Below are 26,595 nucleotides of genomic sequence, written 5' to 3'. Positions count from 1 at the left end.
GCTGTGCGTTACTCGCCCTTGGCCTTCGCGATGATCTCCTCGGCGACGTTCCGCGGAACCTCGGCGTAGGAGTCGAACTGCATCGAGTAGCTTGCGCGACCCGAGGTCTTGCTGCGGAGGTCTCCGACGTAGCCGAACATCTCCGAAAGGGGCACGAGGCCCTTCACGACGCGGGCACCGGCCCGCTCCTCCATGGCCTGGATCTGGCCACGGCGGGAGTTGATGTCGCCGATGACCTCACCCATGTAGTCCTCGGGCGTGGTGACCTCGACGGCCATCATCGGCTCGAGCAGCACGGGGCTGGCCTTGCGCGCGGCCTCCTTGAAGGCCTGCGAACCGGCGATCTTGAAGGCGAGCTCGGAGGAGTCGACCTCGTGGTAGGCACCGTCGAGCAGCGTGACGCGGACGCCCGTCATCTCGTAGCCGGCGAGGATGCCGAACTGCATGGCCTCCTGCGCACCGGCGTCGACCGAAGGGATGTACTCCCTCGGGATACGACCACCGGTGACCTTGTTCACGAACTCGTACGCCGGACCGTCGGCCTCGGTGATCGGCTCGATCGCGATCTGCACCTTGGCGAACTGACCGGTACCACCGGTCTGCTTCTTGTGGGTGTAGTCCACGCGCTCGACGGCCTTGCGGATCGTCTCGCGGTAGGCGACCTGCGGCTTGCCGACGTTGGCCTCGACCTTGAACTCACGGCGCATACGGTCGACCAGCACCTCGAGGTGCAGCTCGCCCATACCACCGATGATGGTCTGGCCGGTCTCCTCGTCCGAGTGAACCTGGAAGGAGGGGTCCTCCTCCGCGAGACGCTGGATGGCGACACCCAGCTTCTCCTGGTCACCCTTGGACTTGGGCTCGATCGCGACCTGGATGACCGGCGCCGGGAAGTCCATGGACTCCAGGATCACCGGGTTCTTGTCGTCGGACAGCGTCTCACCGGTGGTGGTCTGCTTCAGGCCCATGACGGCGACGATGTCGCCGGCGCCCACCGACTCGATCTCCTCACGCTTGTTCGCGTGCATGCGGTAGATCTTGCCGATGCGCTCCTTCTTGCCCTTGACCGAGTTCAGCACCGCGGTGCCGGACTGGAGGCGGCCCGAGTAGACCCGGACGAAGGTGAGCTTGCCGAGGTGCGGGTCGCTCATGATCTTGAACGCGAGGGCGGACAGCGGCTCGTCGTCGGACGGCTTGCGCCGGACGACCTCCTCCGGGTCGTTGACGGCGTGGCCCTCGATGGCCTCGACGTCGAGCGGCGTGGGGAGGTAGCGCACGACCGCGTCGAGCAGGGGCTGGACGCCCTTGTTCTTGAACGCGGTACCGCAGAACACCGGGGTGACCGTGGTGTCGTTGGACTTGCCGGACGCGATGGTGATGCGACGGATCGCGGCGTACAGCTGCTCCTCGGTGGGCTCCTGGCCCTCCAGGTACAGCTCCATGATCTCTTCGTCGTTCTCGGCGACGCCCTCGATCAGCTTGCCGCGGTACTCCTCGGCAGCCTCGGTGTGCGTGGCCGGGATGTCGACGACGTCGTACATCTCGCCCTTGGCGGCCTCGGCGGACCACACGAGCGCCTTCATGCGGACCAGGTCCACGACGCCCTTGAAGTCGGCCTCGGCACCGATCGGGAGCTGCATGACCAGCGGCTGAGCGCCCAGGCGGTCCGAGATCATGTCCACGCAGCGGTGGAACTCGGCGCCGGTACGGTCCAGCTTGTTGACGAAGCAGATACGCGGCACGCCGTAACGGTCGGCCTGACGCCACACCGTCTCGGACTGCGGCTCGACACCGGCGACACCGTCGAACACCGTCACGGCACCGTCGAGCACACGCAGGGAGCGCTCCACCTCTACGGTGAAGTCGACGTGCCCGGGGGTGTCGATGATGTTGATGGTGTAGTCGTTGTCCTCGAGCGGCCAGTGACAGGTGGTCGCAGCAGACGTGATCGTGATGCCACGCTCCTGCTCCTGCTCCATCCAGTCCATGGTGGCAGCGCCGTCGTGGACCTCACCGATCTTGTACGAAACACCGGTGTAGAACAGGATCCGCTCGGTGGTGGTCGTCTTGCCCGCGTCGATGTGGGCCATGATCCCGATGTTGCGGACCCTGGCCAGGTCAAGTGAAGTGGTAGCCATAAGGCTTTCGTCTTCTCTCGGTCTCGATGTGGGTAGCGACTACCAGCGGTAGTGCGCGAAGGCCTTGTTGGACTCGGCCATCTTGTGGGTGTCCTCGCGCTTCTTCACGGCCGCACCGAGGCCGTTGGAGGCATCGAGAAGCTCGTTGAGGAGACGCTCGGTCATGGTCTTCTCGCGACGGGCGCGGGAGTAACCGACGAGCCAGCGCAGCGCCAGCGTGTTGGCGCGGCCGGGCTTGACCTCGACCGGCACCTGGTAGGTGGCGCCACCGACACGGCGGGACTTGACCTCGAGGGTCGGCTTGATGTTCTCGAGAGCACGCTTGAGCGTGATGACCGGGTCGTTGCCGGTCTTCTCGCGCAGGCCCTCCATGGCGCCGTAGACGATGCGCTCGGCGGTGGAGCGCTTGCCGTTCAGCAGCACCTTGTTGATGAGCGACGTGACAAGAGGAGAACCGTAGACCGGGTCGATGATGACCGGGCGCTTCGGGGCGGGGCCCTTACGAGGCATTCTTACTTCTCCTTCTTGGCGCCGTAGCGGCTGCGGGCCTGCTTGCGGTTCTTCACACCCTGGGTGTCAAGGGAACCGCGGATGATCTTGTAGCGAACACCCGGCAGGTCCTTCACACGGCCACCACGCACGAGCACGATGGAGTGCTCCTGCAGGTTGTGTCCCTCACCCGGAATGTAAGCGGTGACCTCGATCCCGCTGGTCAGACGCACACGCGCGACCTTACGCAGGGCCGAGTTCGGCTTCTTCGGGGTGGTCGTGAACACACGCGTGCAGACGCCACGACGCTGAGGGGAACCCTCGAGTGCGGGCGTCTTGTTCTTCTCGACCTTGTCCTGCCGGCCCTTGCGGACCAGCTGCTGGATCGTAGGCACTACTTCTCCGGTTTCTGTGTGCCGAATGGTGAAGCTAACCTGGAACGTCGCCGATCCACGCGGTCGGGTGTGTCGAATGCTGCAGACCCCCGCCGCGAGGCAGAAAGAGCGCAGATTACGGTGGCCAGTGACGGCTCCCTATGTGCGGTTGAAGGCACGCACGAGAGCCAGGGCACACCCCAGGCACAAGGTCTGAGGGTACCTAGCTCATTCGCTGCGGTCAAAACAAGTGGACCGCGCTCGGATCACCGGGCAGTTCATGTCAAGCCCCCGCACCGCAGATGATCTTCGAATATGCGGCGCCGGCCCGTCCCCGGCATCCCTTCACGATCTACGACCGCCTTCACCATCTACGACCGCACGCGCAACGCCCGCCACCGTACTCCCCCCGCTCCGCCCTGCCCGGTCTGCTCGCTCCACGCGGTCGGACGGCGTCAGCTGGTCGCGAGACCGACGAAGATCAACAGCGTCAGGACGAGCGCCCAACCCGCGGTGGACAGCCACCCGAGGACCAGCCCGGTGATCGCCAGCCCGTCACCGCCCTCCCCGCTGTGCCGGATCTCCGAACGTGCCGCATGCCCGAGGACGACCGCCGGCAGCCCGGTGAGCCCGATGGTCGGCAGACACAGCAGCCCGCACACGGCGGCCGCCACGGCCTTCCCGTTCGTCCGCGGCCGCGGCGCCGGCAGGAACGTCCGCGGCATCCCCACGACCCCCGGCTGCGGTACGGGTCCGGCAGGCAGATCGGCGACGAGCAGCGCCAGCTCCCCCACCGTCCGAGCCGCATAGGCCCGTCCCACCCGGGTGTCGAACTCCCCCTTCTCCAGCCTGCCCTCGCCGTACCCGGCTCGGAGCACGTCGACGGCCCGCTCACGGTCGGCGTGGGAGGCAAGCATGAAGGAGGCCGACGTGGCCGGCGTGGCCGGCGTGGCCGGCGTGGCCGGCGTGGCCGGCGTGGCCGGCGTGGCCGGCGTGGCCGGCGTGGCCGGCGAGGACGAAGAGGCCGCGGCCGGCGAGGACGACGGGACATTGCCGTAGACATGGCCGTAAGCCTGCGTACGGCCCTGCCAGGGCCGCACCTGCCCCATGACCGGCCAGCCCCCCGGAGCGCCCCCACGGACGCCTCCAGCAGGCCCCAGCGCCCGCTCTCCCGGCCCCTGCCCTCCGTGCCCGGGCCCTCTCTGCCTCCGCTCCCCCGGCCCCTGCTCCTGCTCCTGCCTCGACTGCGACTCGTCCTTGTCCTGCCACGGCTGCCACGACGGGTACGACACGGGGAGCACCTCCCGGACGACGAGATGTCTCCATGATGCGCCAACGCCGGCGTGCGGCGACGGAATACCTCCGCCGGTGCGGCCGATTGTCGCCCCTGCCGGCCGTTCCTCCCGGCCGCCCTGAGGCCGGTCGCTGACACGCCGAAGGGCGGCCACCCCACAGGGTGACCGCCCTTCAGGTCAAGCGATCGCTCGCCTACTGGTTGTACGGACCGTAGTCGTAGTCCTCCAGCGGAACGGCCTGACCGGAGCCCGTGCCGAACGGCGAGTAGTCGATGTCGTCGTAGCCGACGGCCGAGTACATCGCGGCCTTGGCCTCCTCGGTCGGCTCGACCCGGATGTTGCGGTAGCGGGACAGACCCGTACCGGCCGGGATGAGCTTACCGATGATGACGTTCTCCTTGAGGCCGATCAGGGAGTCGGACTTGGCGTTGATCGCCGCGTCCGTGAGGACCCTGGTCGTCTCCTGGAAGGACGCCGCCGACAGCCAGGACTCCGTGGCCAGCGAGGCCTTGGTGATGCCCATGAGCTGCGGACGACCGGAGGCCGGGTGACCGGACTCCTGGACCACACGACGGTTCTCCTGCTCGAAGCGGGAGCGCTCGACCAGCTCGCCGGGCAGCAGCTCGGCGTCGCCGGACTCGATGATCGTCACGCGGCGCAGCATCTGCCGGATGATGATCTCGATGTGCTTGTCGTGGATCGACACACCCTGCGAGTTGTAGACCTTCTGGACCTCGCCGACCAGGTGGACCTGGACGGCACGCTGGCCCAGGATGCGCAGCACGTCGTGCGGGTTGGTGGCACCCACGGTGAGCTTCTGGCCCACCTCGACGTGCTCGCCCTCGCTGACCAGGAGTCGGGCACGCTTCGAGATCGGGAACGCCGTCTCGTCGCTGCCGTCGTCCGGGGTGATGACGATCTTCTTGGTCTTCTCGGTCTCCTCGATCCGCACGCGGCCGGAGGCCTCGGAGATCGGGGCGACACCCTTCGGGGTACGGGCCTCGAAGAGCTCGACGACACGCGGCAGACCCTGGGTGATGTCGTCACCGGCCACACCACCGGTGTGGAAGGTACGCATCGTCAGCTGGGTACCGGGCTCACCGATGGACTGGGCGGCGATGATGCCGACCGCCTCGCCGATGTCGACCAGCTTGCCGGTGGCCAGCGAGCGGCCGTAGCACATCGCGCAGGTGCCGACGGCGGACTCGCAGGTCAGGACCGAGCGGGTCTTGACCGTCTCGATGCCCGCGGCGACCAGCTGGTCGATGAGGACGTCACCGAGGTCGACGCCCGCCGGGGCGAGCACCTTCCCGTCGACGACGATGTCCTCGGCGAGGCAGCGCGCGTACACGCTGGTCTCGGCGTTGTCCGCCTTGCGCAGGACGCCGTCGGCGCCGCGCTCGGCGATGGCCAGCTTGAGGCCGCGCTCGGTGCCGCAGTCCTCCTCGCGGATGATGACGTCCTGCGAGACGTCCACCAGACGACGGGTGAGGTAACCCGAGTCGGCGGTACGCAGGGCGGTGTCCGCCAGACCCTTACGGGCACCGTGCGTGGAGATGAAGTACTCCAGCACGGACAGGCCCTCACGGAACGACGCCTTGATCGGACGCGGGATCGTCTCGTTCTTCGCGTTCGACACCAGACCACGCATACCGGCGATCTGACGCATCTGCATCATGTTGCCTCGTGCACCCGAGTTCACCATCATGAAGATCGGGTTGGTCTTCGGGAAGTTGTCGTTCATCGCCTCGGCGACCTCGTTGGTCGCCTTGGTCCAGATCGCGATGAGCTCCTGCGTGCGCTCGTCCTTGGTGATCAGGCCGCGCTCGTACTGCTTCTGGACCTTCTCGTCCTGCGCCTCGTAGCCCTTGACGATCTCCTTCTTCGCCTCGGGAACGACGACGTCGGAGATGGCCACGGTGACACCGGAACGGGTCGCCCAGTAGAAGCCGGACGCCTTCAGGTTGTCGAGCGTCGCCGCCACGATGACCTTCGGGTAGCGCTCGGCGAGGTCGTTGACGATCTCGGAGAGCTGCTTCTTGCCGACCTCGTAGTCGACGAACGGGTAGTCCTCGGGCAGCAGCTCGTTGAAGAGCGCGCGGCCCAGGGTCGTCCGCAGCCGGAACGAGTCACCCTGCTGCCACTCGGGCTCGCCCTCCTCCTGCGCCGGCGGGGTCCAGCCGCGCGGCGGGATGGTGCCCACCGGGAAGCGGATGTCCACGCGCGACTGCAGCGAGAGCTCGCCGGCGTCGAACGCCATGATCGCCTCGGCCACGGAGGAGAAGGAGCGGTCCTCGCCCTTCACGTTCCGCATCTCGCCGTCGGTGGTGAGGAAGAACAGACCGAGGACCATGTCCTGGGTCGGCATCGTCACCGGACGGCCGTCGGCCGGCTTGAGGATGTTGTTCGAGGACAGCATCAGGATGCGGGCCTCGGCCTGCGCCTCCGCGGACAGCGGAAGGTGCACGGCCATCTGGTCGCCGTCGAAGTCCGCGTTGAACGCGGTGCACACGAGCGGGTGGATCTGGATGGCCTTGCCCTCGACCAGCTGCGGCTCGAAGGCCTGGATGCCGAGGCGGTGCAGGGTGGGCGCACGGTTCAGCAGAACCGGGTGCTCCGCGATGACCTCTTCGAGGACGTCGTACACGACCGTGCGGCCGCGCTCGACCATCCGCTTGGCGCTCTTGATGTTCTGCGCGTGGTTCAGGTCGACCAGGCGCTTCATCACGAACGGCTTGAAGAGCTCCAGCGCCATCGCCTTCGGCAGACCGCACTGGTGCAGCTTCAGCTGCGGGCCGACGACGATCACGGAACGCGCCGAGTAGTCGACTCGCTTGCCGAGCAGGTTCTGACGGAAGCGGCCCTGCTTGCCCTTGAGCATGTCGGACAGCGACTTCAGCGGACGGTTGCCGGGACCCGTGACCGGGCGACCACGACGGCCGTTGTCGAAGAGCGCGTCGACGGCCTCCTGGAGCATGCGCTTCTCGTTGTTCACGATGATCTCGGGCGCGCCGAGGTCGAGAAGCCGCTTCAGGCGGTTGTTGCGGTTGATCACACGGCGGTACAGGTCGTTCAGGTCGGAGGTCGCGAAGCGGCCACCGTCCAGCTGCACCATCGGGCGAAGGTCCGGCGGGATGACCGGCACGCAGTCGAGCACCATGCCCTTGGGGCTGTTGCTGGTCTGCAGGAACGCGGAGACGACCTTGAGGCGCTTGAGCGCACGGGTCTTCTTCTGGCCCTTGCCGGTACGGATGATCTCGCGGAGGCGCTCGGCCTCCTCGTCCAGGTCGAAGGACTCCAGGCGCTTCTGCAGGGCAGCCGCACCCATCGAGCCGTCGAAGTACGTGCCGAAGCGGTCACGCAGCTCGCGGTAGAGGAGCTCGTCGCCCTCGAGGTCCTGGACCTTGAGGTTCTTGAACCGGGTCCACACCTCGTCGAGACGGTCGATCTCGCGCTGCGCACGGTCACGCAGCTGCTTCATCTCCCGCTCGGCACCTTCGCGCACCTTGCGGCGCACGTCGGCCTTGGCGCCCTCGGCCTCCAGCTCGGCCAGGTCGGTCTCGAGCTTCTTGGCGCGGGCCTCCAGGTCGGCGTCCCGGCGGTTCTCGATCTGCTGCCGCTCGACGGAGACGTGCGCCTCCAGGGAGGGCAGGTCGCGGGTGCGGCGCTCCTCGTCGACGAACGTGATCATGTACGCCGCGAAGTAGATGACCTTCTCCAGGTCCTTCGGGGCGAGGTCGAGCAGGTAGCCAAGGCGCGACGGAACGCCCTTGAAGTACCAGATGTGCGTGACGGGGGCGGCCAGTTCGATGTGGCCCATCCGCTCACGGCGCACCTTGGCGCGAGTCACCTCGACGCCGCAGCGCTCACAGATGATGCCCTTGAACCGGACACGCTTGTACTTGCCGCAGTAGCACTCCCAGTCCCGGGTCGGACCGAAGATCTTCTCGCAGAAGAGTCCGTCCTTCTCGGGCTTGAGGGTGCGGTAGTTGATGGTCTCAGGCTTCTTGACCTCGCCGTGGCTCCACTGACGGATGTCGTCAGCCGTGGCCAGACCGATCCGGAGCTCATCGAAGAAGTTGACGTCGAGCACTATGCGTCAATCCCTCTCAGGGTTGTAAGTCATGGGGTCTGATACGGGGGTCCTGGGGCCGGAGGCCTTCATGACGAAGGCCTCCGAACTCCCGTCAGACCTCTTCGACGCTGCTCGGCTCACGCCGGGACAGGTCGATGCCAAGCTCCTCCGCAGCGCGGAAGACGTCCTCGTCGGTGTCGCGCATCTCGATGGACATGCCGTCCGAGGACAGCACCTCCACGTTGAGGCACAGGGACTGCATCTCCTTGATGAGCACCTTGAAGGACTCGGGGATGCCGGGCTCGGGGATGTTCTCGCCCTTGACGATGGCCTCGTAGACCTTCACGCGGCCGGTCACGTCGTCGGACTTGATGGTCAGCAGCTCCTGGAGGGCGTATGCGGCGCCGTATGCCTCCAGCGCCCACACCTCCATCTCACCGAAGCGCTGGCCACCGAACTGGGCCTTACCACCCAGCGGCTGCTGGGTGATCATCGAGTACGGACCGGTCGAACGGGCGTGGAGCTTGTCGTCGACCAGGTGGTGGAGCTTGAGGATGTACATGTAGCCGACCGAGATCGGCTCCGGGAACGGCTCGCCGGAGCGGCCGTCGTACAGCCTCGCCTTGCCGGTCGGGAGGACCAGGCGGTCCCCGTCGCGGTTCGGGATGGTGTGCTGCAGCAGACCGGCGAGCTCGTCCTCACGCGCACCGTCGAAGACGGGGGTGGCGACGTTGGTGCCGGGCTCGACCTGGTCGGCGCCGATGACCTGCAGTCGCTGCGCCCACTCGTCGGCGAGACCGGAGACGTCCCAGCCGCGGCTGGCGAGCCAGCCGAGGTGGATCTCCAGCACCTGTCCCGGGTTCATCCGGGACGGCACGCCGAGCGGGTTGAGGATGATGTCGACCGGGGTCCCGTCCTCGAGGAACGGCATGTCCTCGATGGGCAGGATCTTGGAGATGACACCCTTGTTGCCGTGCCGGCCGGCGAGCTTGTCACCGTCGGTGATCTTGCGCTTCTGCGCCACGTAGACACGAACCAGCTGGTTCACGCCCGGCGGCAGCTCGTCGCCCTCTTCACGGTCGAAGACGCGGACGCCGATGACCTTGCCGATCTCGCCGTGCGGCACCTTCAGAGAGGTGTCACGGACCTCACGGGCCTTCTCACCGAAGATCGCGCGCAGCAGGCGCTCCTCCGGGGTCAGCTCGGTCTCACCCTTGGGCGTGACCTTGCCGACCAGGATGTCTCCGGCGACGACCTCGGCACCGATCCGGATGATGCCGCGCTCGTCGAGGTCGGCGAGGACCTCCTCGGAGACGTTCGGGATGTCCCGGGTGATCTCCTCGGGGCCGAGCTTGGTGTCACGGGCGTCGACCTCGTGCTCCTCGATGTGGATCGAGGAGAGGACGTCGTCCTGCACGAGGCGCTGCGACAGGATGATCGCGTCCTCGTAGTTGTGACCCTCCCACGGCATGAACGCCACGAGCAGGTTCTTGCCCAGCGCCATCTCGCCGTTCTCGGTGGCCGGGCCGTCGGCCAGGACCTGGCCTTCGATGATCCGGTCGCCCTCGTTGACGATGACCTTCTGGTTGACCGAGGTGCCCTGGTTGGAGCGCGAGAACTTGGCCAGGCGGTACGTGATGTACGTGCCGTCGTCGTTGGCGGTGGTGATGTAGTCCGCGGAGACCTCCTGGACCACACCGTCCTTCTCGGCCTTGACCACGTCGCCGGCGTCGGCTGCGGAGCGGTACTCCATGCCGGTGCCGACGAGCGGGGACTCGGACTTGATGAGCGGCACGGCCTGACGCATCATGTTCGCGCCCATGAGGGCACGGTTGGCGTCGTCGTGCTCCAGGAACGGGATCATGGCGGTCGCGACCGACACCATCTGGCGCGGCGAGACGTCCATGTAGTCGACGTCGTCACCGGGGACGTAGTCGACCTCTCCGCCACGACGGCGGACCAGCACACGGGACTCGGCGAAGTGGAACTCGTCGGTCAGCGGCGCGTTGGCCTGCGCGATGACGAAGCGGTCCTCCTCGTCGGCGGTCAGGTAGTCGACCTCGTCGGTGACCCGGCCCTCGACGACCTTGCGGTACGGCGTCTCGATGAAGCCGAACGCGTTGACCCGCCCATAGGAGGCCAGCGAGCCGATCAGGCCGATGTTCGGGCCTTCCGGCGTCTCGATCGGGCACATGCGGCCGTAGTGCGAGGGGTGCACGTCACGGACCTCGAAGCCGGCCCGCTCACGGGACAGACCACCCGGGCCGAGCGCGTTGAGACGACGCTTGTGCGTCAGACCCGACAGCGGGTTGTTCTGGTCCATGAACTGGGACAGCTGGCTGGTGCCGAAGAACTCCTTGATGGAGGCGACGACCGGCCGGATGTTGATCAGGGTCTGCGGCGTGATCGCCTCGACGTCCTGGGTGGTCATGCGCTCACGCACGACACGCTCCATACGGGCGAGACCCGTACGGACCTGGTTCTGGATCAGCTCGCCGACGCTGCGGATGCGACGGTTGCCGAAGTGGTCGATGTCGTCGGTCTCGACCATGATCGAGCGACCGGACTCGCCGACCGTCTCGGTCTCACCGGCGTGCAGCTTCACCAGGTACTTGATGGTGGCGATGATGTCGTCGGTGGTGAGCACACCGGCGTCCAGCGGCTCGTCCGCGCCGAGCTTCTTGTTCACCTTGTAGCGGCCGACCTTGGCGAGGTCGTAGCGCTTCGGGTTGAAGTAGAGGTTCTCGAGCAGCGTCTGCGCGGCCTCGCGCGTCGGCGGCTCGCCCGGACGGAGCTTGCGGTAGATGTCGAGCAGCGCGTCGTCCTGGCCCTGGGTGTGGTCCTTCTCCAGGGTGGCGCGCATGGACTCGTACTCGCCGAACTCCTCGAGGATCTGCTCGGTCGTCCAGCCGAGAGCCTTGAGCAGAACGGTCACGGACTGCTTGCGCTTGCGGTCGATGCGCACACCGACCATGTCGCGCTTGTCGATCTCCATCTCCAGCCAGGCACCCCGGGACGGGATGATCTTGGCAGAGAAGATGTCCTTGTCGGACGTCTTGTCGATGGAGGAGTCGAAGTAGACACCGGGCGAGCGGACCAGCTGTGACACCACGACACGCTCGGTGCCGTTGATGACGAAGGTGCCCTTGCCGGTCATGAGCGGGAAGTCGCCCATGAAGACGGTCTGGGACTTGATCTCGCCGGTTTCGTTGTTGGTGAACTCGGCCGTCACGAAGAGCGGAGCCGCGTACGTGAAGTCGCGCTCCTTGCACTCGTCGATGCTGTTCTTCGGCGGCTCGAAACGGTGGTCGCGGAACGTCAGCGACATCGACCCGGAGAAGTCCTCGATCGGGGAGATCTCCTCGAAGATCTCCTCCAGACCGGACTTGGTGGGGACGTCCTGACCGGAATCCAGAGCCGCCTCGACGCGAGCCTTCCACGCGTCGTTGCCGAGCAGCCAGTCAAAGCTCTCGGTTTGCAGCGCGAGAAGGTTCGGAACCTCGAGGGGCTCCTTGATCTTTGCAAAGGAGATGCGCAGCGGGGCGGTGCTGGCGCCGTTGTTCGTATTCGCGGTCGAGGCAGTGCGCGAGGCGGCCAAGAGGGGGTCCTTCCGAGGGCTCGGACTCACTACGCGCGTACCGGTCCCTCTCCCGTGCCCGAGGACAGACAGTGCCTGACAGGCCAAAGGACCTGATCCAAGACGGTCTGTTTCCCGATGCTCGAGTGAGGGCATGCCCCTGGTGACGGGCAGGAGGCAGCTAACAGGCAGCGCAAAGGGTCAGTGTAGCCACTTGGCGCACTGATGTCCAGCCCCGATTTTCTGTGACCCTCGTTGTCCTCAACGCCCTTGGCATGCCTGCCCTCAACGCACGTTGATACTGCCCTCTTCGCCGTCGATCCATGCCTCGGATTCGGATCCGTTGTGACGACGCGTCCTGAGAATTGCGCGCTGCGTGCGGTTCGTCAAGGCCTCCCTTGCCCGAACCCTGGGCACCCGGAGACACGACGAAGATCACCATACCCCCCGCATACGCGAGTGCAAGGTAACCGTGGCCACCCCTCCAGAAACGCCGAAGAGCGACCACCCGGATGGATGATCGCTCTTCGCTGCCTCAGCGTTACAGCCCTCTCAGAGGGACCGTGTCAGCGGGCTGGAGAGTCCTGCGGACTCCGTGGGGTCACTTGACCTCGACGGAGGCGCCGGCGCCCTTGAGGGACTCGGCGGCCTTCTCGGCGGCGTCCTTGGCGACCTTCTCGAGGACCGGCTTCGGAGCGCCGTCCACGAGGTCCTTGGCCTCCTTCAGACCCAGGGAGGTCAGCTCACGCACGACCTTGATGACCTGGATCTTCTTCTCGCCGGCGCCGGTGAGGATGACGTCGAACTCGTCCTTCTCCTCCTCCTGCTCGACCGGGGCACCCGGGGCGCCCGGGGCGACCGCGGCGACCGCGGCGGCGGCGGTGACGTCGAACTTCGTCTCGAAGGCCTTCACGAACTCGGAGAGCTCGATGAGGGTCATCTCCTCGAACTGCGCGAGCAGGTCTTCCTGGCTGAGCTTCGCCATGGGGGGCGATCCTTCCACTAATTCGGCTGGTGCCGGGATGTACATGTATGGCGGGCGTACGTTCGGCCCGCTACGACCACTGCTTCAGGCGTGCCTTCCGGCTGCCTCAGGCGGCGGTCACTGCGCGAGCCGAGTTACTCGGCACCGCCCTGCTCTTCTTGCTTGGCGCGAAGGGCGTCCACGGTGCGGACGAGCTTCGACGGAAGCGCCTGGAAGAGCGAAGCAGCCTGGGACTGCTTGCCCTTGAAGGCACCCGCCAGCTTGGAGAGCAGAACCTCGCGGGACTCGAGGTCCGCAAGCTTCTTGATCTCGTCGGCGGACAGCACCTTGCCGTCAAGGACACCGCCCTTGATGACGAGGTTCGGGTTGTCCTTGGCGAAGTCACGAAGACCCTTCGCCGACACCACCGGGTCACCGGTGACGAAGGCAACTGCCGTCGGACCGTTGAACAGGTCGTCGAGCGTCGAGATCCCGGCCTCGTTGGCCGCAATCTTGGTCAGCGTGTTCTTCACCACGGCGTACTGGGCGTTCTCACCGAGCGAACGGCGCAGCGTCTTGAGCTGCGCCACGGTGAGACCCCGGTACTCGGTCAGCACGGCGGCGTTCGAGCTGCGGAACTGCTCCGCGAGCTCGGCCACCGCGGCAGCCTTGTCGGGCCTTGCCATGAGCGTCGGCCTCCTTCCGGGTGATGACGACCGCTCGGAAGGGGCTGGGCAAAACGAAACGCCCCGGCGCAGGCGCACGGGGCGTAGCTCTACCGGACATTCGCAGCGTAAGCGGCGAGTTCCCGGGAGTACTTCCACAGTCACCTGCGCGGGTCGTCCGCACTTTTCAGCGGATCCTTCGGCCACCGAGCCCTCTCACGAGCACACGGCAACGACCAGCGGTCTTTGGCTTCTGTAGGAGAGTACGCGACCGGATCGCCGGCAGGCAAATCCGGTCGTACGACGCTCTGGGCCCTGGGACTCAGGAGGGCGAGGCGCTCTGCTGAGCCAGCAGTTTCCTGAAGTCCGCGGTGTCGTCGGCGGGCGGCTCGCGCACCTGGACCCGTACGCCGTAGTCGCTGTAGTAGGCGGTCTGGGTCAGTTCGCCGGCCGCCGTCCGGCTCTTCTCGACCTTCTTGACCAGCAGGTTCCGGTCGTCCACCCAGATGTCGACGGTCTCGGTGGTGACGCCGGCCTCCTGGAGCTGCTTCCTGAGCCGGGCGTCGGTGACCTCACCGATGGCGACGGTCCCGGAGTAGTGCGTGGCGGTCCGCCCGCCGACCTTCTCCTCCCCGACCCTGTACACGTCCTCGGAGTCCAGCAGCAGCTTCACCGACTGGTTGGGGGTGGTGTTGCGCATCTGGTCGGCGAAGTTCGCGACCGCGCCGCCGCCGAGTGCCGCGAGATCGCCGTACCCGTACTTGATCCAGTGCCTGCCGCCGGTCTTCCCGGCGAACGCGTCGCCTGCCCGCGCGTAGTAGGCGTCGGACAGGTAGCGGGCCTCCATGGAGGTGATGCCGAGCGCGCGCATCGTCTCGGCCGTCGTGCCGCCGGTGTACGTGATGGTGACGGCGCCGGTGAGGCCGTCGCCCCAGCGAAGGGCTCCGTCTGCCTTCACGGACAGCTGGGTGCCCATGACGGTCGTGGACCGCACCCGGGCCGAATCGGCGCGGTCGGTGGACCGCTCGGCGGAGCGCAGGGCCGCCAGGGACGCGGCGCTCGGCCCTCGGCTGTTCGCGGGCTTGCCGGAGGGCCCGGAGGAGGTGCAGGCGGCCGCTCCCGTGAGCGCGGCCGCCGTCGCGACCGCGAGGGCGATGCGGCGTCCGTCCGTGCACTTCATACGTCCCCCTGTGCCGTTGCCGTGTTCGCACGCTAACCCAGGGCACGGCATCCGCACATGCGAACGGGCCCCGTACCTCGGAGGGAGGTACGGGGCCCGTCGCATGCTGTGGCGAGCCGGCAGGCTCGACCCGGTCAGACAGCGGCCGGGTCCTCCTCGACGAGGAGGTTGCGGGTGCGGTTCGGGTCGACCGGGATGCCGGGGCCGATCGTGGTGCTGATCGCGGCCTTCTTGATGTAGCGACCCTTGGCGGCGGACGGCTTCAGGCGGAGGATCTCCTCCAGGGCCGCGCCGTAGTTCTCCACCAGCTTGGTGTCGTCGAAGGACGACTTGCCGATGATGAAGTGCAGGTTCGAGTGCTTGTCGACGCGGAACTCGATTTTGCCGCCCTTGATCTCGGTCACGGCCTTGGCCACGTCCGGGGTCACGGTGCCGGTCTTCGGGTTGGGCATCAGACCACGCGGGCCGAGGACGCGGCCGAGGCGGCCGACCTTGCCCATGAGGTCCGGGGTGGCGACGACGGCGTCGAAGTCCAGACGGCCCTTCGACACCTCGTCGATCAGTTCGTCGGAGCCGACGATGTCGGCGCCCGCGGCGGTCGCGGCCTCGGCACGGTCACCGGTCGCGAAGACCAGGACCCGGGCGGTCTTGCCGGTGCCGTGCGGGAGGTTCACGGTGCCACGGACCATCTGATCGGCCTTGCGCGGGTCGACACCCAGGCGGAAGGCGACCTCGACGGTGCCGTCGAACTTGGTCGTGGAGGTCTCCTTGGCGAGACGGACGGCCTCGAGCGGGGCGTACAGCTTCTCCCGGTCGATCTTGGCGTCCGCAGCGCGGAGAGCCTTGCTGCGCTTGCTCACAACTGCTCCTGTGTGTTCTGAAGGAGTCGTGGTACGGGCCGAGCAGGCCCTGCCACGTGCGGCTTCTCAGCCGCGTCTGTCTCTACGAAGGTGGGGTTCAGCCCTCGACCGTGACGCCCATGGAACGCGCGGTACCGGCGATGATCTTCGCGGCGGCGTCCAGGTCGTTGGCGTTGAGGTCGGGCAGCTTGGTCGTGGCGATCTCGCGGACCTGCGCCTGGGTGATCTTGGCGACCTTGGTCTTGTGCGGCTCGCCGGAGCCCTTCTCGATGCCCGCGGCCTTCAGGATCATCTTCGCGGCCGGCGGCGTCTTGGTGATGAAGGTGAAGGAGCGGTCCTCGTAGACCGTGATCTCCACCGGGATCACCCAGCCACGCTGCGACTCGGTCGCGGCGTTGTAGGCCTTGCAGAACTCCATGATGTTGACGCCGTGCTGACCCAGCGCGGGGCCGACCGGCGGAGCCGGGTTGGCGGCGCCGGCCTGGATCTGGAGCTTGATGAGCCCCGTGACCTTCTTCTTCTTGGGAGGCATTCCGGGTCCTCTGTCTTTTCTGTCAGTGTCCTGATGCCCGAAGGCAACCGCACAACCCTAACGGGTAGGCCCGCGCGGCTAAAAACCGAGCAGGTCAGGCGCTCGCGCGAGCGATCGCCTGACCTGGCCGGTGGCTCTGTCGCCGAAGGCGTTAGTTCTTCTGGATCTGGTCGAAGGACAGCTCGACCGGCGTCTCACGACCGAAGATCTCCACCAGACCCTTGACCTTCTTCGAGTCGGCGTTGATCTCGTTGATGGTCGCCTGCAGCGTGGCGAAGGGGCCGTCGGTGACGGTGACCGAGTCGCCGACCTCGAAGTCCAGCACCTGGACCTCGACCTTGCGCTGCGGAGCGGGCTTGCCCTCGGCCTCGGCGGCCTCGCGGGCGGCCTTCTCCTCGGCCTCCGGGGCGAGCATCTTGACGATCTCGTCCAGAGTCAGCGGGTACGGGTCGTAGGCGTTGCCCACGAAGCCGGTGACGCCGGGGGTGTTGCGGACGACGCCCCAGGACTCGTTCGTCAGGTCCATGCGCACCAGCACATAGCCGGGGAGCTTGTTCTGACGGATGGTCTTGCGGTCGCCGTTCTTGATCTGGACGACCTCTTCCTGCGGCACCTCGGCCTGGAAGATGTAGTCCTCGACGTTCAGCGAGACCGCGCGCTGCTCCAGGTTGGTCTTCACGCGATTCTCGTAGCCGGCGTACGTGTGGATGACGTACCACTCGCCGGGGAGGGTGCGCAGCTCCTCGCGCAGGGCGGTGACGGGGTCGACGGGCTCGGCCGGCTCTTCTTCCCCGGCCTCTTCCGCTTCCCCGGCCTCGTCCGCGAGCTCGCCGTCGGCCTCCTCGGCGTCCACAGCGTCCTCTGCGGGGTCGCTGCCCTCGTCATCGGCGGTCTCGGCGTGGAGCGCGGTTTCCTCCGCGGGCTCGCCCGCCTCGGCGTCGGCAGCCTCGACCTCGTCCAGGTCCTCGTCCGCGCCCTCGACGATGTCGAGCTCGTCTTCCACGGACTCGATGTCCTGTCCGTGTGGCTCGACGGCGTCGTTCAGGTTCTGGTCAGACACGGTGGCTGCTTCTTCCTGGATACATAGGGGTGGAACATGCGAAAAGGGGCGCCGGTAACCGCGGCGCCCTTCGCTCTCGGCTCAGCCGAAGACGTACTTGGCGGCGTGGCTGAGTCCATAGTCAATCACGGTCACCAGGCCGATCATGATGACGACGAAGACGATCACCACGGTCGTGTACGTCGTCAGCTGGTTGCGCGTCGGCCAGACAACCTTGCGGAGTTCCGCGATGATCTGGCGGTAGAAGAGCGCGAGGCGCTTGAGCGGACCCTTCTTGGCCCGCTTGCCGCCCTTACGAGTCTTCTTCTTCGACTCCGGCGCCTCGTCCTGGGCGTCAGGCGTGTCGATGGAGCCCACGGCGTCCGCCATTCGTCCTCACCTGTTCCCGGGTCGTGGCCGTGCCGCGCCCGGTCTGAGCCGCACGGCGGTGCATTACTGTACGTACATGCGTGCACACATCCTGGCGAAGGTGTGTGTAGCAGGGCCGGAGGGACTTGAACCCCCAACCGCTGGTTTTGGAGACCAGTGCTCTACCAATTGAGCTACGACCCTTTGTCCGTCCCCCAACGTACCGCATCCGACCGGGTGCTCGGTGAGCACCGGTTGGGCGCAGCCCGCTGAAGGCCAACGAGGTGAGAGTGTACGTGCTCCACAGCCGGTCGTCGAACAGAAAGCGCCCGTAGGGGCGTTGTCCGCGGAAGATCGCCCAGCGTGCGGCCCGAATCCGGATGGTTGTTCAGCGCTTGTTCAGTCCGTGAAACCCACGTGCCGGGCAGGTTTCCGGTCTGAAACGATGGGCCCATGAGCCCTGCAACCCCTCCCACCGAGCGCCGGGTCTCCGCCCGAGTCGGCGCGATCTCCGAGTCCGCCACTCTCGCCGTGGACGCCAAGGCCAAGGCACTGAAGGCCGCCGGCCGGCCGGTGATCGGCTTCGGCGCCGGTGAGCCCGACTTCCCGACCCCGGACTACATCGTCGAGGCGGCCGTCGAGGCCTGCAAGAACCCGAAGTACCACCGCTACACCCCGGCGGGCGGTCTGCCCGAGCTGAAGGCCGCGATCGCCGCGAAGACGCTTCGCGACTCGAACTACGAGGTCGACGCGTCCCAGATCCTGGTGACCAACGGCGGCAAGCAGGCCATCTACGAGGCCTTCGCCGCGATCCTCGACCCGGGCGACGAGGTCATCGTCCCGGCGCCGTACTGGACGACGTACCCGGAGTCGATCCGGCTGGCCGGCGGTGTCCCGGTGGAGGTCGTCGCGGACGAGACGACCGGCTACCGGGTCTCCGTCGAGCAGCTGGAGGCGGCCCGCACCGAGAAGACGAAGGTCGTCCTCTTCGTGTCGCCGTCGAACCCGACCGGCGCGGTCTACAGCGAGGCCGAGGCCGAGGCGATCGGCCGCTGGGCCGTCGAGCACGGCCTGTGGGTGCTGACCGACGAGATCTACGAGCACCTGGTCTACGGCGACGCGACGTTCACCTCGCTGCCCGCGATCCTGCCGGAGCTGCGCGACAAGTGCATCGTCGTCAACGGTGTCGCCAAGACGTACGCGATGACGGGCTGGCGGGTCGGCTGGATCATCGGCCCGAAGGACGTGGTCAAGGCCGCCACGAACCTCCAGTCGCACGCCACCTCGAACGTCTCGAACGTGGCCCAGGTCGCCGCGCTGGCCGCCGTGTCCGGCGACCTGGACGCCGTGGCGACGATGCGCGAGGCCTTCGACCGCCGTCGCAAGACCGTCGTGCGGATGCTCAACGAGATCGACGGCGTGCTCTGCCCGGAGCCCGAGGGCGCGTTCTACGCCTACCCCTCGGTGAAGGCCCTGCTCGGCAAGGAGATCCGCGGCAAGCGCCCGCAGGACACGGTCGAGCTGGCCGCGCTGATCCTGGAGGAGGCCGAGGTCGCGGTCGTTCCGGGCGAGGCCTTCGGCACGCCCGGCTACCTGCGGCTGTCGTACGCGCTGGGTGACGAGGACCTCGTCGAGGGCGTGAGCCGGATCCAGAAGCTGCTGGCCGAGGCACAGGACTGAGTTCCGTCCCAAGGTTCCGCGCCAGGGCCCCGCCCACGAATTTTCGTGAGAGGGGCCCTGTTTGTTTGTGCGAGCAAGACCACTAAAGGGGAAAGCGCTACCGGTGGGGCCTGGACGTACGGCAGGATCCTCGGATGGAGCGTGTACGTGATGTCTCTGAGCTGCCGAAAGCCCATCTGCACCTGCACTTCACCGGGTCGATGCGGCCCACCACCCTGCTGGAACTGGCCGACAAGTACGGCGTGCGCCTGCCCGAGGCGCTCACGGACGCGCTGAACCGGGGGGAGTCGCCGAAGCTGCGGGCCACGGACGAGCGGGGCTGGTTCCGCTTCCAGCGGTTGTACGACGCGGCGCGCTCGTGCCTCAGAGAGCCGGAGGACATCCAGCGTCTGGTGCGCGAGGCGGCCGAGGAGGATCGGCGGGACGGCTCGGGGTGGCTGGAGATCCAGGTGGACCCGACGTCGTACGCCCCGCGCCTGGGCGGTCTGATCGCGGCGCTGGAGATCATCCTGGACGCGGTGGACTCGGCGATGCGGGACACCGGGCTCGGGATGCGGGTCCTGGTCGCGGCGAACCGGATGAAACATCCGCTGGACGCACGGACGCTGGCCCGGCTGGCGGTGCGCTACGCCGACCGGGGTGTGGTCGGCTTCGGACTGTCGAACGACGAGCGCCGGGGTATGGCGCGGGACTTCGACCGGGCGTTCGCGATCGCCCGGGACGGAGGGCTCCTGTCGGCCCCGCACGGCGGTGAGCTGACCGGTCCGGCGTCGGTACGGGACTGTCTCGACGACCTGCACGCACACCGGATCGGCCACGGCGTACGGGCGGCGGAGGACCCGCGGCTGCTGAAGCGCCTCGCGGACCGGGGCGTGACGTGCGAGGTGTGCCCTGCGTCGAACGTCGCCCTCGGTGTGTACGAGAAGCCGGAGGACATCCCTCTGCGCACCCTCTTCGAAGCGGGCGTCCCCATGGCCCTGGGCGCCGACGACCCCCTGCTGTTCGGCTCCCGGCTGGCGGCCCAGTACGAGATCGCCCGGGAGTACCACGGCTTCACGGACCAGGAACTGGCGGAACTGGCACGGCAGTCGGTACGGGCGTCGGCGGCGCCGGAGGACATGCGGGCCAAGTTGTTGTCGGGGATCGACGACTGGCTCAGCGGGCCGGGCGCTTGAGGGGCGGCCGCACGGCGGACAGTCGGCGGCCGCTCAGCGGGGGCGTGAGGTGTCGCCTGCGGGGGCGGTGACGGGGGTGTCGGTGCCGGGAGTGCCGGTGCCGGAGAGGTCCGTGCGGGAGATTCCGCCCAGCAGCGTTCGGGCCAGACCGCGGGCGAAGTCGTCCAGCGGGGGGCGGCCGGTGGCGGTGGCGTCGTAGGCGAACGCGCGTTGCGAGCAGGCGCCGAGGAGCAGGGAGGCGGCGGCGAAGGTGTCGGCGTCGGGGTGCACGCGGCCGGCCGTCTGTTCGGCCCGCAGGTAGGCGTCGAGACCCTCGATGGGCCTGTGCGGGCCGAAGCCCATGCTGCGCATCGCCTCGTCGTGCCGGCGCTTGAGCTGGGTCTCGGCGTACAGGGACGCGGCGATCGGGAAGCTCTGCTCGTAGAAGAGCGCGGCCTGGCGGGCGATCTCGGTGAGGTTCTCCTCGACCGTGTGCCGGCCCGGCTCTGCGGCCAGGCTGTGCAGCAGCGGGGCCAGTTGCGGCAGGCGTTCCGCCAGCACGCGGATGAACAGTTCTTCCTTGCTCGCGAAGTACTTGTACAGCGCCGCCTCGGAGCAGTCGGCCGCCTTGGCGATCTCCTTCGTGGTGGTCCGGGCCAGCCCGACGGTGAGCATCAGCTCGTGTGCGGCGTCGAGGATGCGGGTGCGGGCGGGCTTCCGTTCCATGGGGGCCTTTCGTCCGATCGGGTTGATGGGGATGAGGGGCTTGACGGGTGGGTGAGTGCTTACCCACTCTAGTGGACGGACGAGGTGAGTGAATACTCACCCACCACCACGAGAAGTGTGGAGGATTCGCCATGAAACTCACCGTTTTCGGCGCTACGGGCGGTATAGGCGGCGAGATCGTCCGCCAGGCGCTCGCCTCTGGGCATGAGGTGACCGCCGTCGTGCGGGACCCGGCTCGGTTGGTTCTGGGCGAGGGCGGAGGCGGGGACGGGAGCCGGCTTGAGGTCTTCCGTGCCGATCTGGGAGATCCGGAGGCCGTACGTGGTGCGGTGGCCGGACGGGAGGCGGTGTTGTCCGGGCTCGGCGCACGCCGTCGTAAGGACGCGGGAGTGGCGGCGCGGCTGACCCGTACGGTGCTGCGCGCCATGGAGGCCGAGCGGGTTCGGCGGCTGCTCGTGGTGAGCGCCGCGCCTGTCGGGCCGGCTCCGGAGGAGGACGGGGGCCTCGACCGAGCGATGCGCGGGCTCGTCTCGGCCCTGCTGCGGGACGTCTACACCGACCTGCGGGAGATGGAGGCCGAGGTGTCCCGCAGCGACACGGACTGGACGCTCGTACGGCCGCCGCGGCTGCAGAACAAGCCGGTCAGCGGCCGGTATCGGTCGGTGATCGGGGGCTTCCCCACGAAGGGGCGGTTCATCGGGCGGGCCGATGTGGCGCACGCGATGCTGGCCATGGTGGGGGATGTAAGGGCCGTGAAGGAGGGGGTGGGGCTGGCGTACTAGGGCGACTGGTTGCCCGTCGCCGGTTCCCGGTTGCCGGGTTGCTGGTCGCGGGTCACCGGGTTGCCGGGTTGCCGGTTGTGGATCTACAGGCTTACGCCGACTGTGACCGGCTCGTTGACCAGGGTGATGCCGAAGGCGTCGCGGACGCCGGTGACGACCTCGCGGGCGAGGGCGAGGAGGTCCTCCGTGGTGGCCGTGCCGCGGTTGGTGAGCGCGAGGGTGTGTTTGGTGGAGATGCGGGCGGGGCCGGTGCCGTAGCCCTTGGTGAAGCCAGCCTTGTCGATGAGCCAGGCGGCGGAGGTCTTGGTGTGGCCCTCCCCCGCGGGGTAGGCGGGGGGCTGGACGTCTGTGCCGAGTCGCTGCCGCACGCGATCGTGGAAGGCCTCGAACTCCTCGTCGGTGAGGATCGGATTGGTGAAGAACGAACCGGCGGACCAGGTGTCGTGGTCCTCGGGGTCCAGGACCATGCCCTTGCCGGAGCGCAGCTTGAGGACGGTCTCGCGGGCGTCGGCCAGGGGGACGCGGTCGCCGGGCTCGACGCCGAGGGCGCGGGCGGTCTCGGCGTACTTGATCGGGGCGGAGAGGCCGTCGGCGTCTTCCAGGGCGAAGCGGACGCGCAGCACCACGTAGCGCTGGGGGTCGGCCTTGAAGCGGCTGTGGCGGTAGGAGAAGGCGCACTCGGTGTTGGGGAGGGTGACCGTCTCGTGGGTGGTGCGGTCGTAGGCGACGACTTCGGTGATCGTCGACGAGACCTCCTGGCCGTACGCGCCGACGTTCTGGATGGGGGTCGCGCCGGCCGAGCCGGGGATGCCGGCGAGGCACTCGACACCGGCGAGTCCTTCTTCGACGGTGCGGGCGACGGCGTCGGTCCACACCTCGCCCGCGGCGAGCTCCAGGTGGGTGCCGTGGAGGGTGAAGCCCTTGGTGGCGATGACCAGTGCGGTTCCTTCGAAGCCCCGGTCGCCGATGACGAGGTTGGAGCCGCCGCCGATGAGGAGGAGGGGCGTTCCGGCGTCGTCGGCCTCGCGGACGGCTGCGATCACCTCGGCGTCGGTGGTCGCGGTGACCAGCCGGGCCGCGGGGCCGCCGAGGCGGAAGGTGGTCAGCGGGGCGAGGGGGGCGTCGTGGAGTACCTGCACGCGGACAAGACTACGAGAGACGCCGAGACCGGTGGGTGGGGGTGCGCATGGGGGCCGGCCTGCGGCACCTGTGCGGGTCGTGTGGGGGTGCGCATGGGGGGCGGCCTGCGGCACCTGTGCGGGGGGTGCGTGTGGGGATTGCCTGCGGCAGGGTGGGGTTGCGCGTGGTCCGTAGTCAGTAAGGGGCGCTCGGATTGTCGAACACCCCTTACACACGCCCGAAGACCCGCGAGCCCTCAGGCCAGTCGTACGACCGCACGTGACATCCCGAGCACCTTCTGCCCGGCGCTGGTCGCTGTGAGGTCCACGCGGACCGTCTGATCGTCGAGCTTGGCCGCGACCTTGGCGCTGACCTCGATCAGGGCGCCCTGTCCGTCGTTCGGGACGACGACGGGCTTGGTGAAGCGGACGCCGTACTCGACGACCGCGCCGGGGTCGCCGGTCCAGTCGGTGACCACGCGGATCGCCTCGGCCATGGTGAACATGCCGTGCGCGATGACGTCCGGCAGCCCGACCTCCTTGGCGAACTTCTCGTTCCAGTGGATCGGGTTGAAGTCCCCGGAGGCGCCCGCGTACCGGACGAGGGTGTCGCGGGTCACGGGGAAGGACTGGGCGGGCAGTTCGGTGCCGACCTCGACCTCGTCGTAAGCGATCTTCGCCGTCATCGAATGCTCACGCCTCCTCGGCCGCGCGGGCGACCAGCTTGGTCCAGGCGGTCACGACGTGCTCGCCGGCCTCGTCGTGGACCTCGCCACGGATGTCCAGGATGTCGTTGCCCGCCATGGACTTGATGGCCTCGATGGTCGAGGTGACGGTGAGCCGGTCACCGGCGCGCACGGGACGGACGTAGGAGAACTTCTGGTCGCCGTGCACCACGCGGCTGTAGTCCAGGCCGAGCTGCGGGTCCTCGACGACCTGTCCGGCGGCCCTGAAGGTGATGGAGAACACGAAGGTGGGCGGGGCGATCACGTCGGAGTGGCCGAGTGCCTTGGCGGCCTCGGGGTCCGTGTACACCGGGTTGGCGTCGCCGACGGCCTCGGCGAACTCGCGGATCTTCTCCCGGCCCACCTCGTAGGGCGCGGTGGGGGGGTAGGTCCGCCCCACGAAGGACTGGTCGAGCGCCATGGCCCGGCACCTCCTGATGTCTGCTGCATGTCTGCTGCTGGATGCCGGTGGATGCTGCGGTTGACCGGCGGATAATCAGACTGGAACGACACGAGGCCGCCCCCCGACTGCGGGGGCGGCCTCGTGTACGAGCCTGTTCTATCGCGTTTCGCGATGCGCGGTGTGCGCATTGCAACGCGGGCAGTGCTTCTTCATCTCAAGACGGTCCGGGTTGTTACGCCGGTTCTTCTTGGTGATGTAGTTCCGCTCCTTGCACTCCACGCAGGCCAGCGTGATCTTCGGGCGGACGTCGGTGGCAGCCACAGGAGTGCTCCTTGACGAACGGATGGGACGATTAACGCATAGAAGAGTAGCCGATCGAAGGACCGACCCCACAATCGGCTACTGTCAGTAGCGGTGACCGGACTTGAACCGGTGACACAGCGATTATGAGCCGCTTGCTCTACCGACTGAGCTACACCGCTGTGATGCGATCGGCCCCGCCTGCCGGCGGGAACCTTTCACACCAGAGCCCCAATACGGAATCGAACCGTAGACCTTCTCCTTACCATGGAGACGCTCTGCCGACTGAGCTATTGGGGCGAGCGATGAAGACATTACACGCTCGGCCGCCGTTCACCCAAATCCGTTTCGCGGCGCCCGCCCCGGCCTGTTCTGCGCTCATCCCTGGAGCCCCGAAGGCCCCTCCGAGGTGGCCGACCACACCGGTACGACTATTGCGCTCCTCCCCGTTGTGACCGCGTCGTCACCCTAGGCTCGACTCACTCTGCGTGATCTTGCGCCCCCTTGTACGGTCCCCGAGCTCGCGCAGTCCCGAGCCCCGAGCACCTGGAGCGCGATGCCAGACAGCCAGCCGCAGCCGCACCCCTCGTCGCCAGGTTCATCGGGGTCATCGGGGCAGTGGGGGTCATCGGAGCCATCAGGGCCGACGGGGCCGTCAGGGCCGTCAGGGCGATCGGGACCGTCGGATCTGTGGGGGGTTCCGTCAAGTTTGCCCGGTTCAGCGCCCCTCTATGGCACTAAGCCCGTTATCTCCCCCGTTGACGAACCCGCTCTGCTGCTCTGCGGGGCGCGGCTCGTCGACGGCAGGACCGTCGACGTACGGCTGGTCGGCGGACGTATCGAGGCAGTCGGTACGGCCGGGAGCCTCTCGGCGGGCGGCACGCGCGCGTGCGGCCCGCCTCTGGACCTCGGCGGCTATCTGCTTCTGCCGGCCCCGGCCGACCCGCACGCCCACGGCGACACCGCGCTCTCGGCCGACGGCGGGGGAGGCGGAGGACCGGTCTCGTACGACGCCCACGACGTCCAGCGCCGGGCCACGGAGGCCGCTCTGCTGCAACTCGGGCACGGGGCCACGGCGGTGCGGGCCCATGTGCGCGTGGGCGATGTGCAGGGGCTCGGCGCGCTGACGGCCGTCCTGCGGGCCTGCCGCTCGCTGCGCGGACTGACCGAGCTGACGACGGTGGCGATGCCGAGGATGCTGACCGGTGTGGCCGGTGCCGACGGCCTCGCGATGCTGCGGGACGCGCTCAAGATGGGTGCCTCCGTGGTGGGCGGCTGTCCGGATCTGGACCCCGATCCGACGGGCTACGTGGGAGCGGTCCTGGAAGTGGCCTCCGAGCACGGCTGCCCGGTCGACCTGCACACCGACGCCACCGACCCCGCGCGACTGGCCCGGCTCGCGGCGATGGCCGGCGGGCTGCGTCCCGGCGTGACGCTCACGCCGTGCGGCGGTCTGGCCCGGTTGCCCGCCGAGGTGGCCGCCCGGACCGCCGACCAACTCGCGGCAGCCGGTGTGGCGGTGGTGTGCCTGCCGCAGGGTGGCTGCGGGGGCGTGGAGCGGCGTGGCACGGCTCCGGTACGACTGTTGCGCGCGGCCGGCGTACGGGTGGCCGCCGGAAGCGGCGCCCTGAGGGACGTATCGAATCCCGTGGGCCGAGGCGATCCTCTGGAGGCCGCCTACCTGCTGGCGTCCCGACACGGCCTTCGCCCCGAGGACGCGTACGACGCGGTGAGCGCGTCCGCGCGGGCGGTGCTGGGCCTGCCGGAGGTACGGGTGGAGGCAGGCTTCCCGGCCGAGTTGCTGGCGGTGCGGGGCGATCGGCTGGCCGGGGCGCTGTCCCTGGCGTACAGCCGGATCGTGATCCATCAGGGGCGCGTGGTGGCGCGGACGACTGCGGTGCGGGAGTACTGCAACTCGGCTGCGGGGGTGGAAGCGGATATGGATGTGGATGTGGAGTTGGAAGCGGATGTGGAGGTGGGGCTGCCCAGGCAGGGGCGAGGAGAGGTGTCGTAGGGCTCGTGGTGGGTCTGCTCTGATGCGGGCGCCCGCGTGCCCCATACGCCCTGTACTCCGAGTGCCCATGTGCTCCCTGCGCTCCATGTGCTCCCTGTGCTCCCTGCGCGCTTTCTTCGCGCTGAGGCGCGCTCTC

At 68.0% G+C, this 26,595-nt stretch carries 23 protein-coding genes and 3 tRNA genes; 5 read left to right on the top strand and 21 right to left on the bottom strand.

Features of this window, described 5'->3' with window-relative positions:
- Positions 1–8: 8 nt before the first annotated feature.
- From fusA to ACIBK3_RS06335, 4 genes are all read right to left on the bottom strand, one after another.
- Positions 9–2,138: an elongation factor G gene (fusA, locus tag ACIBK3_RS06350; protein ID WP_399362486.1), complete on the bottom strand. Its 2,130-nt coding sequence runs from the start codon at positions 2,136–2,138 to the stop codon at positions 9–11.
- Between the two features lie 39 nt (positions 2,139–2,177).
- Entirely contained in the window at positions 2,178–2,648 is a 471-nt protein-coding gene (rpsG, locus tag ACIBK3_RS06345; protein WP_003998848.1) for a 30S ribosomal protein S7, read from the bottom strand.
- A gap of 2 nt (positions 2,649–2,650) precedes the next feature.
- Positions 2,651–3,022 carry a 30S ribosomal protein S12 gene (rpsL, locus tag ACIBK3_RS06340; RefSeq protein ID WP_003948652.1) on the bottom strand — a complete coding sequence of 124 codons (372 nt, stop codon included), beginning with the start codon at positions 3,020–3,022 and terminating at the stop codon, positions 2,651–2,653.
- Positions 3,023–3,456: 434 nt separating this feature from the next.
- Entirely contained in the window at positions 3,457–3,918 is a 462-nt protein-coding gene (locus ACIBK3_RS06335) for a DUF1707 and DUF4190 domain-containing protein (protein WP_399362484.1), read from the bottom strand.
- Here ACIBK3_RS06335 and ACIBK3_RS06330 point away from each other — a divergent pair.
- Positions 3,917–4,060, top strand: a complete 144-nt coding sequence (locus ACIBK3_RS06330; protein ID WP_399362482.1) for a hypothetical protein — start codon at positions 3,917–3,919, stop codon at positions 4,058–4,060. The two genes, ACIBK3_RS06335 and ACIBK3_RS06330, sit on opposite strands and share 2 nt — an antisense overlap.
- Before the next feature lie 429 nt (positions 4,061–4,489).
- Here ACIBK3_RS06330 and ACIBK3_RS06325 read toward each other — a convergent pair whose 3' ends face one another.
- From ACIBK3_RS06325 to ACIBK3_RS06280, 10 genes are all read right to left on the bottom strand, one after another.
- On the bottom strand, positions 4,490–8,389 hold the full coding sequence (locus ACIBK3_RS06325) for a DNA-directed RNA polymerase subunit beta' (protein ID WP_398658379.1): 3,900 nt from the start codon (positions 8,387–8,389) through the stop codon (positions 4,490–4,492).
- A 94-nt stretch (positions 8,390–8,483) separates the two neighbouring features.
- A complete protein-coding gene (gene rpoB, locus ACIBK3_RS06320; protein WP_399362480.1) occupies positions 8,484–11,969 on the bottom strand; it encodes a DNA-directed RNA polymerase subunit beta in 3,486 nt (1,161 codons plus the stop codon).
- 580 nt (positions 11,970–12,549) lie between these two features.
- The gene (rplL, locus tag ACIBK3_RS06315; protein ID WP_399362478.1) at positions 12,550–12,933 is read right to left on the bottom strand and encodes a 50S ribosomal protein L7/L12; all 384 of its coding nucleotides are present in this window, start codon (positions 12,931–12,933) and stop codon (positions 12,550–12,552) included.
- Positions 12,934–13,067: 134 nt separating this feature from the next.
- A complete protein-coding gene (rplJ, locus tag ACIBK3_RS06310) occupies positions 13,068–13,598 on the bottom strand; it encodes a 50S ribosomal protein L10 (RefSeq protein WP_399362476.1) in 531 nt (176 codons plus the stop codon).
- A 301-nt stretch (positions 13,599–13,899) separates the two neighbouring features.
- Positions 13,900–14,757: a hypothetical protein gene (locus ACIBK3_RS06305; RefSeq protein WP_399362474.1), complete on the bottom strand. Its 858-nt coding sequence runs from the start codon at positions 14,755–14,757 to the stop codon at positions 13,900–13,902.
- Positions 14,758–14,891: 134 nt separating this feature from the next.
- On the bottom strand, positions 14,892–15,617 hold the full coding sequence (gene rplA, locus ACIBK3_RS06300) for a 50S ribosomal protein L1 (protein WP_030671913.1): 726 nt from the start codon (positions 15,615–15,617) through the stop codon (positions 14,892–14,894).
- Positions 15,618–15,714: 97 nt separating this feature from the next.
- Positions 15,715–16,149, bottom strand: a complete 435-nt coding sequence (gene rplK, locus ACIBK3_RS06295) for a 50S ribosomal protein L11 (protein WP_020135826.1) — start codon at positions 16,147–16,149, stop codon at positions 15,715–15,717.
- Between the two features lie 151 nt (positions 16,150–16,300).
- On the bottom strand, positions 16,301–17,209 hold the full coding sequence (nusG, locus tag ACIBK3_RS06290) for a transcription termination/antitermination protein NusG (RefSeq protein ID WP_399362472.1): 909 nt from the start codon (positions 17,207–17,209) through the stop codon (positions 16,301–16,303).
- A gap of 81 nt (positions 17,210–17,290) precedes the next feature.
- A complete protein-coding gene (gene secE / locus ACIBK3_RS06285) occupies positions 17,291–17,578 on the bottom strand; it encodes a preprotein translocase subunit SecE (RefSeq protein ID WP_399362470.1) in 288 nt (95 codons plus the stop codon).
- A 110-nt stretch (positions 17,579–17,688) separates the two neighbouring features.
- Positions 17,689–17,761, bottom strand: a tRNA-Trp gene (locus ACIBK3_RS06280).
- Between the two features lie 249 nt (positions 17,762–18,010).
- Here ACIBK3_RS06280 and ACIBK3_RS06275 point away from each other — a divergent pair.
- Both ACIBK3_RS06275 and ACIBK3_RS06270 read left to right on the top strand, forming a co-directional pair.
- Positions 18,011–19,237, top strand: coding sequence for a pyridoxal phosphate-dependent aminotransferase (locus tag ACIBK3_RS06275; RefSeq protein ID WP_399362468.1), 1,227 nt, complete (start codon positions 18,011–18,013; stop codon positions 19,235–19,237).
- A gap of 134 nt (positions 19,238–19,371) precedes the next feature.
- Positions 19,372–20,412, top strand: a complete 1,041-nt coding sequence (locus ACIBK3_RS06270; protein ID WP_399362466.1) for an adenosine deaminase — start codon at positions 19,372–19,374, stop codon at positions 20,410–20,412.
- A gap of 33 nt (positions 20,413–20,445) precedes the next feature.
- Here ACIBK3_RS06270 and ACIBK3_RS06265 read toward each other — a convergent pair whose 3' ends face one another.
- On the bottom strand, positions 20,446–21,117 hold the full coding sequence (locus tag ACIBK3_RS06265; protein WP_399362464.1) for a TetR/AcrR family transcriptional regulator: 672 nt from the start codon (positions 21,115–21,117) through the stop codon (positions 20,446–20,448).
- 131 nt (positions 21,118–21,248) lie between these two features.
- On the opposite strand from ACIBK3_RS06265, the gene ACIBK3_RS06260 reads away from it, so the two are divergent.
- Positions 21,249–21,899, top strand: a complete 651-nt coding sequence (locus ACIBK3_RS06260; RefSeq protein ID WP_399362462.1) for an NAD(P)-dependent oxidoreductase — start codon at positions 21,249–21,251, stop codon at positions 21,897–21,899.
- A gap of 83 nt (positions 21,900–21,982) precedes the next feature.
- Here the strand turns inward: ACIBK3_RS06260 and ACIBK3_RS06255 are convergent, their stop codons facing one another.
- The 6 genes from ACIBK3_RS06255 to ACIBK3_RS06230 all read right to left on the bottom strand — a co-directional run bounded on the left by ACIBK3_RS06255 (position 21,983) and on the right by ACIBK3_RS06230 (position 24,745).
- Positions 21,983–23,038, bottom strand: coding sequence for a UDP-N-acetylmuramate dehydrogenase (locus tag ACIBK3_RS06255; protein WP_399362460.1), 1,056 nt, complete (start codon positions 23,036–23,038; stop codon positions 21,983–21,985).
- A 236-nt stretch (positions 23,039–23,274) separates the two neighbouring features.
- Positions 23,275–23,703 (bottom strand): MaoC family dehydratase, encoded by a 429-nt coding sequence (locus ACIBK3_RS06250; protein ID WP_399362458.1) that lies wholly within the window; start codon positions 23,701–23,703, stop codon positions 23,275–23,277.
- 7 nt (positions 23,704–23,710) lie between these two features.
- Complete coding sequence (locus ACIBK3_RS06245) at positions 23,711–24,163, bottom strand: MaoC family dehydratase N-terminal domain-containing protein (protein ID WP_399362456.1); 453 nt, start codon at positions 24,161–24,163, stop codon at positions 23,711–23,713.
- A 138-nt stretch (positions 24,164–24,301) separates the two neighbouring features.
- Entirely contained in the window at positions 24,302–24,466 is a 165-nt protein-coding gene (gene rpmG / locus ACIBK3_RS06240; protein ID WP_003948671.1) for a 50S ribosomal protein L33, read from the bottom strand.
- Positions 24,467–24,554: 88 nt separating this feature from the next.
- Positions 24,555–24,627 (bottom strand) — tRNA-Met (locus ACIBK3_RS06235).
- Between the two features lie 45 nt (positions 24,628–24,672).
- Positions 24,673–24,745, bottom strand: a tRNA-Thr gene (locus ACIBK3_RS06230).
- 256 nt (positions 24,746–25,001) lie between these two features.
- Here ACIBK3_RS06230 and ACIBK3_RS06225 point away from each other — a divergent pair.
- Positions 25,002–26,459 (top strand): amidohydrolase family protein, encoded by a 1,458-nt coding sequence (locus ACIBK3_RS06225; RefSeq protein WP_399362454.1) that lies wholly within the window; start codon positions 25,002–25,004, stop codon positions 26,457–26,459.
- Positions 26,460–26,595 lie beyond the last annotated feature (136 nt).

Origin of the sequence: Streptomyces sp. NPDC050287 (assembly GCF_044459385.1) — a bacterium.
Classification (GTDB): Bacteria; Actinomycetota; Actinomycetes; order Streptomycetales; family Streptomycetaceae; genus Streptomyces.
The sequence above is the reverse complement of the archived record's forward strand: the minus strand, read 5'-3'. Positions and strand labels throughout refer to the sequence as shown.

What these genes read in the sequence shown, in the direction of transcription:
- fusA (WP_399362486.1), bottom strand. Translation starts at nt 2,138, where the DNA reads ATGGCTACCACTTCACTTGACCTGGCCAGGGTCCGCAACATCGGGATC.
- rpsG (WP_003998848.1), bottom strand. Translation starts at nt 2,648, where the DNA reads ATGCCTCGTAAGGGCCCCGCCCCGAAGCGCCCGGTCATCATCGACCCG.
- ACIBK3_RS06330 (WP_399362482.1), top strand. Translation starts at nt 3,917, where the DNA reads ATGAAGGAGGCCGACGTGGCCGGCGTGGCCGGCGTGGCCGGCGTGGCC.
- ACIBK3_RS06335 (WP_399362484.1), bottom strand. Translation starts at nt 3,918, where the DNA reads ATGCTTGCCTCCCACGCCGACCGTGAGCGGGCCGTCGACGTGCTCCGA.
- rplL (WP_399362478.1), bottom strand. Translation starts at nt 12,933, where the DNA reads ATGGCGAAGCTCAGCCAGGAAGACCTGCTCGCGCAGTTCGAGGAGATG.
- rplJ (WP_399362476.1), bottom strand. Translation starts at nt 13,598, where the DNA reads ATGGCAAGGCCCGACAAGGCTGCCGCGGTGGCCGAGCTCGCGGAGCAG.
- ACIBK3_RS06305 (WP_399362474.1), bottom strand. Translation starts at nt 14,757, where the DNA reads ATGAAGTGCACGGACGGACGCCGCATCGCCCTCGCGGTCGCGACGGCG.
- rplK (WP_020135826.1), bottom strand. Translation starts at nt 16,149, where the DNA reads ATGCCTCCCAAGAAGAAGAAGGTCACGGGGCTCATCAAGCTCCAGATC.
- secE (WP_399362470.1), bottom strand. Translation starts at nt 17,578, where the DNA reads ATGGCGGACGCCGTGGGCTCCATCGACACGCCTGACGCCCAGGACGAG.
- ACIBK3_RS06275 (WP_399362468.1), top strand. Translation starts at nt 18,011, where the DNA reads ATGAGCCCTGCAACCCCTCCCACCGAGCGCCGGGTCTCCGCCCGAGTC.
- ACIBK3_RS06270 (WP_399362466.1), top strand. Translation starts at nt 19,372, where the DNA reads ATGGAGCGTGTACGTGATGTCTCTGAGCTGCCGAAAGCCCATCTGCAC.
- ACIBK3_RS06265 (WP_399362464.1), bottom strand. Translation starts at nt 21,117, where the DNA reads ATGGAACGGAAGCCCGCCCGCACCCGCATCCTCGACGCCGCACACGAG.
- ACIBK3_RS06260 (WP_399362462.1), top strand. Translation starts at nt 21,249, where the DNA reads ATGAAACTCACCGTTTTCGGCGCTACGGGCGGTATAGGCGGCGAGATC.
- ACIBK3_RS06250 (WP_399362458.1), bottom strand. Translation starts at nt 23,703, where the DNA reads ATGACGGCGAAGATCGCTTACGACGAGGTCGAGGTCGGCACCGAACTG.
- ACIBK3_RS06245 (WP_399362456.1), bottom strand. Translation starts at nt 24,163, where the DNA reads ATGGCGCTCGACCAGTCCTTCGTGGGGCGGACCTACCCCCCCACCGCG.
- ACIBK3_RS06225 (WP_399362454.1), top strand. Translation starts at nt 25,002, where the DNA reads ATGCCAGACAGCCAGCCGCAGCCGCACCCCTCGTCGCCAGGTTCATCG.